Source organism: Microbacterium jejuense (genome assembly GCF_019511665.1).
Taxonomy (GTDB): domain Bacteria; phylum Actinomycetota; class Actinomycetes; order Actinomycetales; family Microbacteriaceae; genus Microbacterium; species Microbacterium jejuense_A.
Genome location: NZ_JAEUAW010000001.1, coordinates 412,791 through 426,898 on the forward strand (window position 1 = coordinate 412,791; position 14,108 = coordinate 426,898).

At 70.1% G+C, this 14,108-nt stretch carries 11 protein-coding genes; 7 read left to right on the forward strand and 4 right to left on the reverse strand.

The genetic code is table 11. The features are described from left to right. Positions 1 to 86: 86 nt before the first annotated feature. From JNB62_RS01775 to JNB62_RS01785, 3 genes are all read left to right on the forward strand, one after another. The gene (locus tag JNB62_RS01775) at positions 87 to 1,430 is read left to right on the forward strand and encodes an ABC transporter substrate-binding protein (protein ID WP_220299141.1); all 1,344 of its coding nucleotides are present in this window, start codon (positions 87 to 89) and stop codon (positions 1,428 to 1,430) included. 240 nt (positions 1,431 to 1,670) lie between these two features. Further along, positions 1,671 to 3,527: a DUF6807 family protein gene (locus JNB62_RS01780; protein ID WP_220299142.1), complete on the forward strand. Its 1,857-nt coding sequence runs from the start codon at positions 1,671 to 1,673 to the stop codon at positions 3,525 to 3,527. Further along, the gene (locus tag JNB62_RS01785; protein ID WP_220299143.1) at positions 3,524 to 4,633 is read left to right on the forward strand and encodes a Gfo/Idh/MocA family protein; all 1,110 of its coding nucleotides are present in this window, start codon (positions 3,524 to 3,526) and stop codon (positions 4,631 to 4,633) included. Before JNB62_RS01780 ends, JNB62_RS01785 begins: the two co-directional genes overlap by 4 nt. Before the next feature lie 21 nt (positions 4,634 to 4,654). Here JNB62_RS01785 and JNB62_RS01790 read toward each other — a convergent pair whose 3' ends face one another. Next, positions 4,655 to 5,692 (reverse strand): LacI family DNA-binding transcriptional regulator, encoded by a 1,038-nt coding sequence (locus JNB62_RS01790; protein ID WP_220299144.1) that lies wholly within the window; start codon positions 5,690 to 5,692, stop codon positions 4,655 to 4,657. 244 nt (positions 5,693 to 5,936) lie between these two features. Here JNB62_RS01790 and JNB62_RS01795 point away from each other — a divergent pair, with 244 nt between their 5' ends. The 4 genes from JNB62_RS01795 to JNB62_RS01810 all read left to right on the forward strand — a co-directional run bounded on the left by JNB62_RS01795 (position 5,937) and on the right by JNB62_RS01810 (position 12,200). Continuing rightward, on the forward strand, positions 5,937 to 7,280 hold the full coding sequence (locus tag JNB62_RS01795) for an ABC transporter substrate-binding protein (RefSeq protein WP_220299145.1): 1,344 nt from the start codon (positions 5,937 to 5,939) through the stop codon (positions 7,278 to 7,280). Positions 7,281 to 7,375: 95 nt separating this feature from the next. Then, positions 7,376 to 8,716 (forward strand): carbohydrate ABC transporter permease, encoded by a 1,341-nt coding sequence (locus JNB62_RS01800; protein WP_220299146.1) that lies wholly within the window; start codon positions 7,376 to 7,378, stop codon positions 8,714 to 8,716. Next, entirely contained in the window at positions 8,716 to 9,693 is a 978-nt protein-coding gene (locus JNB62_RS01805) for a carbohydrate ABC transporter permease (protein WP_220299147.1), read from the forward strand. Before JNB62_RS01800 ends, JNB62_RS01805 begins: the two co-directional genes overlap by 1 nt. Positions 9,694 to 9,782: 89 nt before the next feature. Then, on the forward strand, positions 9,783 to 12,200 hold the full coding sequence (locus JNB62_RS01810) for an HAD-IC family P-type ATPase (protein ID WP_220299148.1): 2,418 nt from the start codon (positions 9,783 to 9,785) through the stop codon (positions 12,198 to 12,200). Here JNB62_RS01810 and JNB62_RS01815 read toward each other — a convergent pair whose 3' ends face one another. Genes JNB62_RS01815 through JNB62_RS01825 form a run of 3 tightly spaced genes read right to left on the reverse strand, consistent with a single transcriptional unit; the run spans position 12,201 to position 14,080 of the window. Continuing rightward, positions 12,201 to 12,659 (reverse strand): hypothetical protein, encoded by a 459-nt coding sequence (locus JNB62_RS01815; protein WP_220299149.1) that lies wholly within the window; start codon positions 12,657 to 12,659, stop codon positions 12,201 to 12,203. A 22-nt stretch (positions 12,660 to 12,681) separates the two neighbouring features. After that, on the reverse strand, positions 12,682 to 13,359 hold the full coding sequence (locus JNB62_RS01820; RefSeq protein WP_220299150.1) for a DUF305 domain-containing protein: 678 nt from the start codon (positions 13,357 to 13,359) through the stop codon (positions 12,682 to 12,684). A 4-nt stretch (positions 13,360 to 13,363) separates the two neighbouring features. Continuing rightward, positions 13,364 to 14,080 carry a DUF3105 domain-containing protein gene (locus tag JNB62_RS01825; protein WP_220299151.1) on the reverse strand — a complete coding sequence of 239 codons (717 nt, stop codon included), beginning with the start codon at positions 14,078 to 14,080 and terminating at the stop codon, positions 13,364 to 13,366. Between the last annotated feature and the right edge of the window lie 28 nt (positions 14,081 to 14,108).

Consider the following 14,108-nt stretch of genomic DNA (forward strand, 5'->3'; position numbering starts at 1 on the left):
CCGCACACGCAGTTCGCGGGCCGCACGGTCCGTCCTCATCACACCGCACCACCCACACACCGACTCCGGTCGAAAGGATGCAAGACATGCGACGCAATCGAACCGCAGCCCGCTGGGCGCAGTTCGCCGCGTTCGGCGCAGCGACGACGCTCGCGCTGACCGCGTGCGCGAGCGGGACCCCCGCCGAAGAGCCCGACACCGGTCCGACCCTGTCGGACGAACCGGTCACCCTCACCTTCACGTGGTGGGGCAACGACGTCCGCCACGAGATCACGCAGCAGCTGATCGACGCCTTCGAGGCCGAGCACGACAACATCACCATCGAGCCGCAGTACACGGACTGGGCCGGATACTGGGACAAGCTCGCGACCACGGTGGCCGCCGGCGATGCGCCGGACATCATCCAGATGGACGAGAAGCAACTGTCGACGTACGCGGCCAACGGTGTGCTGCTCGACCTCGGCAGCCTCGGCGATCTGCTGCCGACCGGGGACTTCCCCGACTCGGTGCTGGGCACCGGCGCCCTCGACGGCACGCAGTACGGCATCCCGGTCGGGATCAACACGTACACCTACATGGCCAACACCGACCTCCTCGACAGCCTCGGCATCGACCTGCCGGACGACGAGACCTGGTCGTGGGACGACCTCAACGAGATCGCCGAAGAGGTCACCGAGAAGAGCGGCGGCGCGGTCGTCGGCTCGCAATCGTGGGGCTTCGAGGACGGCGGTCTCAACAACTGGCTGCGCCAGCACGGCGAGTCGCTGTACGCCGAAGACGGCTCGCCCGAGGTCGCCGCGAGCGAGAAGACCCTCGCGGCGTGGTGGCAGAACCTGCTCGACGTCACGGAGGCGGGCGGCACGCCCGACCCGTCGGCGACGATCGAACGCGAGTCGGCCGGTCTCGCCGAGTCGTTCACCGCGACCAACCAGTCCGCGTTCGGCCCGTGGTGGTCGAACCAGGTGGCGGCGCTGCGGTCGGCGAGCGGCCAGACGCTCGTGCCGCTCATGGTGCCCACCACCGACGAAGGCGAGAGCGCGTCGGCGTACTACAAGCCGTCGATGTTCTGGTCGGCCTCGGCGAAGACCGAGCATCCGGCGGAAGTCGCGCTGTTCCTCGACTTCCTGGCGAACAGCGAGGAGGCGGCCGACCTGCTGCTCGCCGAGCGCGGCGTGCCGGCGAACGAGAAGATCCGCGAGTACATCACGCCCAAGCTCGGCGAGGTCGACCAGGAGGTCGTCGCGTTCCTCGACGAGATCGAGCCGCGCGTCGGCGACGCGCCGCCGGCGACCCCGCCCGGCGGTGGGGCGATCGAGACGATCATCGACCAGCACACTCAGAAGGTGCTGTTCGGAGAGCTGACGCCCGCCGATGCCGCGAAGAGCTTCATCAAGGAGCTGCAGCAGGCGCTGGACGACGCCGCCATCTAGCCGGCGAGCGGGCCGCGTCGTCCCCCCCCGCGGCGCGGCCCGTCGCCCCCGGACCGCACGGGACCGGACCGATGTGATGAGGAGTCCGGTCCCGGGCGGCACCGTCCTGGCGCCCTCCCGGAACGACGCGTGCCGCGGCGGAGCCGCTGCCGAAAGTCCCCGTGCGGCATCCACCATCCGGCGCGCATGCGCCGCACCGTGCTCGCGCACGCCCATGATTGACGAAAGAGAGGATCCGCGTTGACCGAGGTCACGTCGCGCCCCATCACGATGGCGCAGGTCGCACAGTACGCCGGTGTGTCACAGGCGTCGGTGTCGCGCGTCCTCAACGGGGTCGCCACGGTCGACCCCGCGATCGTCGCCAAGGTGAACCGTGCCGTCGCCGCGCTGAACTACTCGCCGAGCGAAGCGGCGCGCAGCCTGGTGCGGGGGAGCAGCCACACGATCGCGCTGCTCGTGCCGGATCTCGAGAACCCGCTGTTCCAGGGTGTGCTCAAGGGGCTGACCGTCGCCGCGGCGCGTGACGGCTACCGCGTGCTGGTGGCAGACAGCGCCGAGGCTGTCGGCGTGGAGGCCGAGATCGCGAGTGAGGCGCGCAGCAAGTGCGACGCGCTCGTGCTCGTCTCACCCCGCATGCCCGACGCCGAGCTGCGCGACCTCATCCAGCGCACCACCCCGGTCGTCGTGGTGAACCGGCGCGTCGACGACACACCGGCGGCGCAGTTGTCGGTGGACTACGCGACCGCTGTCAAGGAGCTCGGCATCCACCTGCGCGGGTTCGGCCATCGGCGCATCGCGTACGTCGCCGGCCCGCCGCTCAGCTACGCCAACGAGCTGCGCGCGCAGGGCCTCGGCGAGCTCGCGAGGGAGTACCCCGACCTGGAGTTCCTCACGATCCCGGCCGGGTCGAGCATGGAGTCCGGCTACGACGCCGCCGACGCGGTGCTCGAGACCGGGGCGACCGCCGCCATCGCCTTCAACGACCTCGTCGCCCTCGGTCTGATGTCGCGGCTGCGCGAGGTCGGCGTGGAGGTGCCTGAACAACTGTCCATCGTCGGGATCGACGACATCCCGCAGTCCCGTTTCGCCGCCCCGCCGCTCACGACCATGTCGGTCCCGCGGATCGAGATCGGGCGGCAGGCCTGGAATCGCATGCGTCAAGCTCTGGACGGCGAGGACGCCGGCCACCCCCTGTTCTATCGTCCGGTCCTCGTGCCCCGTCGCAGCTCGGGCCCCGCCTCGCACGCCAGCGGCTGGGTCGGTCCCGCCCGCCCCGTGCTGCGGCTCGGGTCGACGGTCGTCGCCCAGTACGAAGAGGGCACGAGCGTCGACTCGGTGCTGTCGCCCCGGCCGTACCTCGACGCGGTCATCTCGCGCACCGGCACGCCGCTGACGGTCACCGAGCCGACCGACCACCCGCACCACCTGGGCGTCAGCCTCGCGATCGCAGACGTCAACGGCACGTCGTACTGGGGCGGGCGCACGTACGTGCGCGGCGAGGGCTCGATCATGGTGCCCAACCACGGCCGGCAGCGCCGCGACCGCCTGCACATCGACGGGCACGTGCTCGACGAGCGGCTCAGCTGGGTCGACGAGAACGGCACGACGCAGCTCGTCGAAGTGCGCGAGTTGCGTTCGGCCGAGCTCGAGAACGGCTGGGCGCTGCGCTGGCGCAGCCACCTCAAGGCGACGCTGGATGCCATCACCTTCGGCTCGCCCGCCACCAACGGCCGCGAGGGCGCGGGGTACGGCGGCATCTTCTGGCGCTTCGCCCCCGAGATCGCCCGCGTGTTCAGTCCCGCCGGCGACACCGAGCGCGAGGTCCACGGGGCGGCGACGGAGTGGCTGGCATTCACGTTCCCCGACCGCGGCACGACGGTCGTGCTGACGCAGGGGACCGAGCGGATGCCGTGGTTCGTACGGTTCGCCGAGTATCTGGGCGCGGGGCCCTCCGTCGCGTGGGACGAGCCGCGCACGATCCCCGAGGGCGGCGAGCTCGACCTCGAGCTGACGGCCTACGTGCTCGACGACGAGCTCGCGGACGCCTCCGCGGTGGAGGCCGCGCTGCCGCGGCTGCGCGCCGAGGCGGGCCTGTGACCGGCCGCCTGCGGGTCGGGATCGCCGGCGTTCACGGCCACGGGCGCTCGCACGTCGACGCGACGCTCGCCCGCGCGAAGGATCTCGAGCTCGTCGCGGTCGCCGATCCCCGCGGGGGCGGAGATGTGCCCGGCACCACTCGCGTCTTCGCGGACGCGGCGGCGATGCTCACGGAGGTCGAGCTCGACATCGCGATCCTCAGCACGCCCATCCCCACCCACACCGAGCTCGCCGCTCTGGGCCTCTCGCGGGGTGCGCACGTACTGCTCGAGAAGCCGCCCGTGCCATCGGTCGCCGATCATCGCAGGCTGCTGCGAGAAGTGGATGCCGCATCCCGGGCGGTGCAGGTCGGGTTCCAGTCGCTGGGCAGCGCCGGGGTGCCGGCCGCTGCAGAGGTCGCGGCATCCGGCACCATCGGCGAGGTGCTGCACTTCGGCGCCGTCGGGCTGTGGTCGCGGTCGGAGGAGTACTGGCGCCGCGCGCCGTGGGCGGGCCATCGCGTGATCGACGGACGCCTCGTCGCCGACGGTGTCGTGACCAACCCGCTGGCACATGCCGTGGCGACCGCGTTCGCCATCGCTGGTGCCACCGAGCCGGAGGACGTCGCCGAGGTGGACGCCGACCTGCGCCGCGCGAACGACATGGACACCGACGACACCTCGTCGCTCGTGGTGCGGCTGCGCGACGGCTCACGCCTGGCGGCCGGCCTCGCCGTGACGGCCACCGAACGTCACGAGCCGTACGTCCTGGTGCGCGGCACGCGCGGTCACCTCGTCTACCACTACACGCTCGACACGCTCCACATCTTCCGCGACGGGCGGGCGCTGCCGCGCACCTTCGAGTTCGCGCGGGTCGCGCTGCTGGACGACCTCGTGGCCCACATCAGGCAAGGGTCCGCCCTCGTGGCGCCCCTGTCGCGGACCGGCGCCTTCACGCGCGTGCTCGAGGCGGTGGTCACCGGACCGGCGCCGACGGCGCTGGACCCACGACTGGTGCGGGTGGCGGCATCCGAAGGCGAGACGTTCCGCACCGTCGAGGGCGTCGAGGACGCATGCGAGGCGGTGGCCTGGCAGGGGCGGACGTTCAGCGAGCTGGGCCTTCTCTGACCGACGGGGATCCGGCGGCGGTCAGCGACCGACCCCGATGATCGCCGACGCGTCGTCGTCGATCGCGGCGGTGGAGTTGCGCATCACGAGCGGAGACGGCTCGTACAGCCGGTGGATCGGCGTGTCGGGGTCGTCGATCTGACGCAGCAGCAGCTCGGCGGCCGCGCGGCCCTGCTGGTGCGGCCGCTGCTGCAGGGTGGTGAGCGAGAACATGTCGGCGTACGCGTGGTCGTCGATGCCGATCACGCTCAGTCGCTCGGGCACCCGGATGCCCAGCCGGCGCGCCGCGATGATCGCGCCGACCGCGACCTCGTCGCACACGCCGACGATCCCCGTCGGCCGCGTGCGACGGTCGCCGAGCAGCTCAACGGCCGCGCGGTAGCCGCCCGGCATGGCCACCTCGGACTGGACGTGACGGATGGATGCCTCGAGCCCGGCATCCCTCATCGCGGCGACGTAACCGTCGAACCGCAGCCCGTCGCCGAAGCTCGTGCGGTGGCCGTCGGGGTCGCCGCCGAGGAAGACGATGTCGCGGTGGCCGAGGCCGATCAGATGGTCGGTCGCGATGCGGGCCGCCGCCTCGTCGTCGATCGACACGGCGTTGGTGCCCACGTCGTACCCGCCGACGCTCACGACCGGCTTGCCGAAGGCCACGAGCCGCTCCATCTCGCGCGCGCTCGGCTCGATGCCGATCGCGATGAGCCCGTCGAACCTCTTGCGCGCGAGGAAGTGCTCGAACATCTCGCGGCGGGCTGCGGACTCGGGTGGCGCTCCGTAGAGCGCCAGGTCGTAGCGGCGCTGCAGCAGCGCGTCCTGGACGCCCTCCAGCACCTGTGCGAAGAACCAGCGGTCCAGCGACGGCATGACCACGCCGACCGTCTGCGTGCGGCCCGTCACCAGGCTGACCGCGCTCGTCGTGGGGACGTAGCCGAGGGCGGTCGCGGCATCCCTCACCCTCTCGCGCGTCGCCTGCGACACGTACCCGCCGCCGGTCAGCGCGCGCGAGGCCGTCGACTTCGACACGCCTGCCGCACGCGCCACGTCGGCGATGCCCGCCATCGGGTCCTCCTTGTACATCGGCGACGACCGCGTCGCGCGAGAATGTGGAACCGGTTCCGCGGGCAATCATGCCCGCATCGCCGGATCGATGCCACCCCGCACCGTCGGTTTACCGACTTGTGACTCACGGTCATTGTGCGCGTCCGGTGGCATCCCCTACCGTGAACATGGAATCGGTTCCCGATCTCGCACGTGCGGGGGGCGCTGAAGTGCCGCCCGCGGACTCGAAGAGGAGGCAGACACCATGACTGCACTGCGATCCCGCCGTCGACACGGCTTCATCGCACTGGGCTTGACCGCCGTCGCAGCGCTCGCGCTCGCCGGCTGCGCGGAGGGCGGCGACGGGGGTGACGCCGACGACGGCTCGCTGGAGGGCGAGGAGGTCCAGATCTCGGGCGGCATCACCGGCACCGAGGCGGATGCGCTCCAGAAGTCGTTCGACGCGTTCACCGAAGAGACCGGCATCAAGGTCGTGTACACCGGCGACAAGGGCTTCGAGGGCAACATCGTGACGAAAGTCGACGGTGGATCGGCCCCCGACATCGCGATCGTCCCGCAGCCGGGCCTCTTCCGCTCGCTCGTCGACACCGGCCAGGTGGTCGAGGCGAGCGACGAGGTCGAGGCGAACGTCGACAAGTACTGGTCATCTGCCTGGAAGGACATCGGCACCGTCGACGACGTGTTCTACGCCGCACCGATGCTGGCCAACCTCAAGGGCTACATCTACTACTCGCCCAAGAGCTTCCAGGAGTGGGGCGTCGAGATCCCTGAGACGTGGCAGGAGCTGCTGGATCTGACCAAGACGATCCAGGAGAAGACGGGCCAGCCGCCGTGGTGCGCCGGGTTCTCGTCCGAGGCCGCATCGGGGTGGCCCGGCACGGACTGGGTCGAAGACCTCGTGCTGCGTCAGTCCGGGGCGGACGTGTACGACAGCTGGGCGGAGGGCGACACCCCGTTCACCGACCCGGCCATCGAGTCGGCGTTCGACGAGGTCGCCAAGGTGCTGCTCGACCCGAAGTACGTCAACGCCGGCTTCGGCGACGTGCAGAGCATCAACTCCACCGCGTTCGGCGACCCGATCGCCGCGGCTGTCGCGAACGGCACGTGCGCGCTGACGCACCAGGCCTCGTTCCTCACCGCGAACTTCCTCGCGGTGCAGACGGCCGACGGAGCGACGCCCGACGTGGCCGAGGACGGCGACGTCTACGCGTTCCTGATGCCGGGCTTCGAGGGCGAGCCGTTCTCGGTCTCGGGTGGTGGCGAGCTCGTCACGGTGTTCTCGGACGACGCCGCCACGCAGAAGGTGGCGGAGTACATGTCGACGCCCGAGTGGGCGGACGCGCGCGTCTCGCTCGGCGGTGCGATCTCGGCCAACACCGGCGCCGACCCGTCGCTCGCGTCGAGCAAGTTCCTCACCGATGCGATGACCGTCCTTCAGGACCCCGACACGGTGTTCCGCTTCGACGCGTCCGACCTGATGCCGGCCACGGTCGGTTCGGGCTCCTTCTGGCGCGGCATGGTCGACTGGATCGACGGCAAGCCGACGCCGCAGGTGCTGGAAGACATCCAGGCAGGTTACGAGAACTGATGCAGGTCGTCTCGGCGCCGGTCCGCGCGCTCGCCGCGCGGACCGGCCGCCGAGGTGACGGCTGATCCGTCGAGGACGACGGAGGAAGGCGGACCATGTCCCAGACCACAGCCTCGGTGGAACAGGCAGACGCGAAACCCCCGCAGGATCCGGCGAAGCGCAAGCCGCCGTCACGCACGACCACACGCGTCGTCGTCGCGGTCGGCTTCATCCTGATCGCGGCGCTCGTGATCTTCCTGTTCCTCAGTCCGCCCGACCCTGACGCACGTCCGACGTCGCTGGGGTTCTCGTTCAACTCGTTCTTCCAGTGGATCGGCAACCTGGGCCCGATCGTCCAGATCCCGATCGTCCTGCTCGTCTTCGGCGTGGTCGTCGCGATCCTCCTGGTGCTGATCGAATACGCGCCGCGCAAAGGCACCGGGTACTTCTGGCTGCGGCTGATCTCGAGCTTCGCCATCCCGTTCATCGCCCTGATGATGCTGCGGCCGTACCAGAACGCCGTGCTCTACGTCGTGCCGATCGCCCTCATCGCGGGCGGCCTGCTCTTCTACGCCGACTACCGCGCGCGGGAAGGCGCCGGGTACCTGTACCAGCTGACGCTGTTCCTGGCGCCGGCTGCCATCCTCATCCTCGTCGGCCTCATCTACCCGACCATCTCGACCGTCATCCAGTCGTTCTTCGACAAGACCGGCGAGAACTTCGTCGGCATGGACAACTACGTGTGGGCGTTCACCAACCCCCAGGGGTTCTGGTCGATCATCAACACGCTGATCTGGGCGATCTTCGCACCGATCTTCTCGACGATCGTGGGGCTCGCGTACGCGGCCTTCATGGAGCGTGCGCGCGGAGATCGGATCCTCAAGATCCTCGTCTTCATCCCGTTCGCGATCGCGCCGGTCAGCATCAGCCTCATCTGGAAGTTCGTCTACGACTACCGGCAGGGCAACCAGATCGGCATCCTCAACGCCATCGTGGTGGCGTTCGGCGGCGAGCCGGTCCGCTGGCTCGACACCTGGCCGCTCGTGAACACGTTCTGCCTGCTCTTCGCATTCGTGTGGGCGCAGACCGGTTTCGCGATGGTCGTGCTGTCGGCGGCGATCAAGGCCGTGCCGGCGGAGCAGATGGAGGCTGCGCAGCTCGACGGCACCAACGCGTGGCAGCGGTTCATCAACGTCACCGTCCCCGGCATCCGCACCGCCATCGTCATCGTGCTCACCACGATCACGATCTCGGCGCTGAAGCTGTACGACATCGTCGCCGTGATGACGGGCGGCCGCTCGAACTCCACGGTGCTCGGGTTCGAGATGGTCAACCAGCAGCAGCGCTTCCAGAGCTATGGTCATGCGGCGGCGCTCGCCGTGCTGATCTTCGTGTTCGTCACGCCGCTGATCATCTACAACGTCAGACAGCTGCGCCTGCAGCGGGAGGTGCGATGATGACCGCCGTCGACGAGAAGGCCAGCCCGCAGTTCGACAAGTCGGCCGCGCGCAGGGTCGCGCGTGAGACGCGTCGCAACGAGGCGCAGGCTCAGAAGCGGATGACCTCGCCCGTGGCGACGGTGATCGCCATCGCGATCGCGTTCCTGTGGACGATCCCGACGCTGGGACTGCTGATCACGTCGTTCCGCCCCGGTGCGGACTCGGCGAGCACGGGATGGTGGACGGTCTTCACGAATCCCGACTTCACCCTCGGCAACTACCAGGACGCGCTGACCTCGGGCGGCACGGCGCTGACCCTCGGCCAGTCGTTCCTGAACTCTCTCGCGATCACCATCCCGGTGACCATCTTCGCCCTCGCGATCGCGTCGCTGGCCGCGTACGCGTTCGCGTGGATGGACTTCAAGGGACGCGGCGTGCTGTTCGTCGCGGTCTTCGCGCTGCAGATCGTGCCGATCCAGATGGCGCTGGTGCCGCTGCTCAGCCTGTTCTCGCGCGGCCTCGAGATCGGCGACGTCGCGGTGTTCCCGGGACTGGAGATGCGCGATGTCGACCACAGCTTCGCCACGATGTGGATCGCGCACGTCATCTTCGCGCTGCCGCTGGCGATCTTCCTGCTGTACAACTTCATCGCCGAGATCCCGTCCGACGTGATCGAGGCGGCGCGCGTGGACGGCGCGGGCCACGGGCAGATCTTCTTCCGGATCATCCTGCCGCTGGCGACGCCGGCGCTCGCGTCGTTCGCGATCCTCGAGTTCGTGTGGGTGTGGAACGACCTGCTGGTGGCGACGATCTTCGCACCGACGTCGTCGCTGCCGATGACACAGACGCTCAACTCGCTGTCGGGCTCGTGGGGCGACCGCTGGTACCTGGTGTCGGCGGGTGCGTTCCTCGTCCTGATCGTGCCGATGATCGTGTTCCTCGCGCTGCAGCGCTTCTTCGTGCGCGGCCTGATGGCGGGCGCGACGAAGGGCTGACGAGCTCGTGAGTGGATGCCTCGGCCCGGCGTACGACGCCGGGCCGAGGCATCCACTGCTCGAGGCGGGCCGCTCGCTAACCTGATCGCATGGACGCCTCCGCCGACGCCCCCGCGGCACCCGGCCTCGATCCGGGGCTGAGCGCCACGGACGTCGCCGAGCGCGTCGCGGCCGGGCGCACGAACGCCCACACGGCCGACACGAGCCGGAGCGTCTGGAACATCGTGCGGGCGAATGTCTTCACGCTGTTCAACGGCATCGTGTTCGCGTGCTTCTTCGTGCTGTTCCTGCTGGGCCGGTGGCAGGACGCGCTGTTCGGCATCGCGGCCTTCGCGAACTCGATCATCGGGTGCGTGCAGGAGTTCCGCGCCAAGGCGGCGCTCGACCGTCTCGCGCTGCTGAACGCGCCGCGCGCACGCGTGCGGCGCGAGAGGGACGAGGCCGAGCTCGCACCCGCGGAGGTCGTGATCGACGACGTCCTCGTGCTGCGCGCGGGCGACCAAGTGCCCGCCGATGCCGACGTCATCGAGAGCCGCGGCCTGCAGATCGACGAGTCCATGCTGACCGGCGAGTCCGACGCGGTCGACAAGGTGCCCGGCGACGAGGCGCTCTCGGGCTCGATCGTGGTCGCAGGCGAGGGCGCGGCACGGGTGACGCGAGTGGGAGCGGAGTCGTACGCGAACCGGTTCGCGGGCGAGGCCAAGCGCTTCTCGCTGGTGGCGTCCGAGGTGCGCAGCTCGGTCAACCGCGTGCTGAAGTGGATGAGCTGGATCATCGGCCCGGTCGGCCTGCTCGTGTGCAACGCGCAGATGATGGTGTTCGGCGGGTGGGCGGCCGCCTTCGAGAGCGGTGACTGGGTGCAGGCGATCGTGAACTCGATCGCCGCCATCACCGCGATGATCCCCCTCGGCCTCGTGCTGATGACCTCCATCGCGTTCGCCGTCGGCGCCGCCAAGCTGGCCTCGAAGCAGGTGCTCGTCAACGAGCTGCCCGCCGTCGAGGGTCTGGCGCGCGTGGACGTCATCTGCCTCGACAAGACGGGCACGCTGACGGCGGGCGAGATCGCCTTCGACTCGCTGCACACGCTGGGCGCCGGGAACGGTCATGAGGCCGCGCTGGGATGGTTCGGCGCCGCGCCGGATGCCAACGCCACGGCCCGCTGCCTGCGCGAGCCCTTCCCGGTGGCGCAGCCGCTGACGGCCGCGGCGTACATCCCCTTCTCGTCCGCCCGAAAGTGGAGCGCCGTCTCGTTCGCCGACGGCCCCGCGGGCTCGTGGGTGCTGGGCGCGCCCGAGATGGTGTTCGGGGATGCCGCGACCGACCCGTCCGGCGAGCTCGGGCGCGTGGTCACCGAGCTCGCGTCGACAGGGCGCCGCACGCTGGTCCTCGCACACGCCGGAGCCGCCCTCACCCCCGCGGACGTCGACGGCGAGCGTCTGCCCGACGATGTCCGTGCCGTCGCCGTCGTGACGTTCCAGGAGCGGATCCGGCCGGATGCCGCCCAGACCCTGGAGTACTTCGCAGCGCAGGGTGTCGGCATCCGCGTCATCTCTGGTGACAACCCGCGCACGGTCGCCGCGATCGCCCGCAGTGTCGGCGTCGACGTCGCGGAGGGCTTCGACGCGCGCCGGCTGCCCGACGACGACGCAGAGCTCGGCGAAGTGCTCGAGCGCAACCTCGTGTTCGGGCGCGTGACGCCGGAGCAGAAGAAGCGCATGGTGGTCGCACTGCAGCAGCGCGGCCACACGGTCGCGATGACGGGCGACGGGGTGAACGACGCCCTCGCCATCAAGACGGCCGACCTCGGCATCGCGATGAACTCCGGCGCCGCCGCCACGAAGGCGGTCGCGCGCATCGTGCTGCTCGACGGCCGCTTCTCGCACCTGCCCGAGGTCGTCGCCGAGGGGCGGCAGGTCATCGCCAACATCGAGCGCGTCTCGATGCTGTTCTTCACCAAGACGGCCTACGCGACAGGGCTCGCCGTGCTCTTCGGCGTGCTCGTGCTGCCGTTCCCGTTCCTGCCGCGCCAGCTGTCGATCACCGACGGCCTCACCATCGGCATCCCGGCGTTCTTCCTCGCGCTCCTGCCGAACACGCAGCGGTACGTCCCGGGCTTCCTGCGCCGCTCGCTCAGCTTCGCCATCCCGGCAGGAGCCGTCATCGCGATCTCGCTCACCCTGTACACCCTCGCGGCGACGGCCATCGGCATCGGCCAGCCCGAGCTGCGCACCGGGTCGACGATCATCCTCGCGATCGTGGGGATCTGGGTGCTGACCGTGCTCTCACGCCCCATCACGCGCCTGAAGGGCCTGATCATCGGCGCGATGTTCATCGGACTGGTCGGCGTCTTCACCATTCCGCTGGCGACCGAGTTCTTCCAGCTCGTCGATCCCGGCGAGGAGGCGGCGTGGCTCATCGTGCTGGTGACGGCGCTCACGATCGGAGCGATCGAGATCGTGCGGTTCTTCCACCGTCGCTTCGTCGCGCGGACGCTCGCGGCGGCGTGATCAGCCCGCGGCGGCGGTCCCGTCCGGAGGAGCGTCGACGGTCGAGCGTGCGAAGTGCCGCGATCCCGGCGGCGCCCACAGTGCCACGAGGATGAGCACCTCGATGATGACATCGAGCATCGAGCCCCAGTCCCAGCCGTCGGTCGTGGCGATCGTGAGCACGCTCAGCACGAGCAGGACTCCGAGGTAGACCGTCGCGAAGATGCGCGAGAGGCGGCTGCCACGGGCGAGCCCCGAGGCCATGCCGATCAGCAGCAGCCCGAACAGGATGATGGCGGCGCCCAGCAGCGACACGCGCAGCACCTCGGCCTCGGCGACGTCGTAGCGGCTCAGCAGCACCAGTACGCCGAGCGCCACGTTGGCGAACGCGCTGAGATACACGAGGACGACCGCGATCGTGACGATCACGGGGCGGCGCCGGCGGGCTCCCACATCGGGCACGGACGGGTCGGCGGTCACGCGACCACTGTAACGACCCGCTTCAGCCGGAGCACCCCAGGCGCTGCTGGATCGACGTCATCGCGTCGATCTCGGCCGTCTGCCCCGTCTTCATCGCCTGCGCGACCTCCCGCGCACGGGGGTCGCTGCCGAGTTCGAGCAGCGCGTCGGCCATCGGGATGGCGCCCTCGTGGTGACGGATCATCAGCGTGAGGAACTGGCAGTCCGCCGCCGTGCCGGTCGCCGCCTGCAGCGCGGCGATCTCGTCTGCCGACGCCATGCCCATGGCCGCGCGCGCCTCCTCGTCGGTCATCGGTGCGGACGACGCCTGACCGTGCTCGTGACCCGAGCCGCCGGCATCCATCCACTGCATCAGCGGGCCGCCGGCCTGGGGGAGACCCCACTGCACGAGCCAGTCGAACATCTCGCCCCGCTGCGCGGCCTGCGACGTGGCGATGTCGTACGAGAGCGCGCGCAGCTCTTCGTCGTCGGTCTTGCGGTAGATCTCCATCGCCAGCTCGATCGCCTGCGCGTGATGCGCCTGCATGTCGCGCGAGAACCCGGCTTCGGCCGAGTCCGTGCCGGGCGTCGCCGCGGCGCCCTGCGTGCCGAACATCGTGAACCGGCCGACGGCGAAGCCGAGCGCGCCGATGAGCACGAGCGACACGGCGATGACGATCCACCGCTGCGTGCGTCCGGTCGAGGGCGCCGCGTCGGTCATGGCGTCACTTCTTGCCGGGCGCGTCGAGTCCGCCGGTGCACAGTGCGTTCGGCTCGGGCGCGTTGGTGGAGTGCCAGTACGCCGTGATGAACTCCTTCAGGCGAGGGTCGTCGGCGGCATCGACCTTCAGCTGCGCGTTCCACGCGCTGATGGCGATCGGGGTGTCCATGCCTTCGTACGGCGACATCGTGGCGAAGGTCGACGGCATGAGCGCCTCGAGCGTCGCGATGTCATCGGCCGACACCTGCGCCGGGTCGTACGTGATCCAGACCGCGCCGTGCTCGAGGTCGTGGACGGCGTTCTCATTGGGCACCGGCTGCGTGTAGATGCCGCAGTTCAGCCAGATCGCGTTGTGGTCGCCGCCGGCGGGAGGCGTCTGCGGGTAGTCGACGGCGCCGTCGACGTGGGTCGCGGTGTTGTCGAACGTCTCGACGCCCTCGATGCCGCTGCCGTCGCCGTCGCCGCGCGCGTAGGTGGGTGCCGGGGCGGGGGCGAAGACGAAGGATGCCACGATCGCGGCGACCACGGCGACCGCCGCCGTCGCGCCGACGATCCACCACACGAGCTTGCTGCGGCGGCGCTTCGCCAGCTGCTTCTGGTACTCGGCGAGCTTCTCCTGACGCTTCTGCTCGCGCTGCTGCTTGACGCTGAGGTTGATCTGGGCCTGAGTGGCCGGGTTGCCGCTCGTACGCTTCTCGGCGGGGGTCGGGGTCGGGGTCATGGGCTCGATCTCGGCTCGGCCGCCGGGC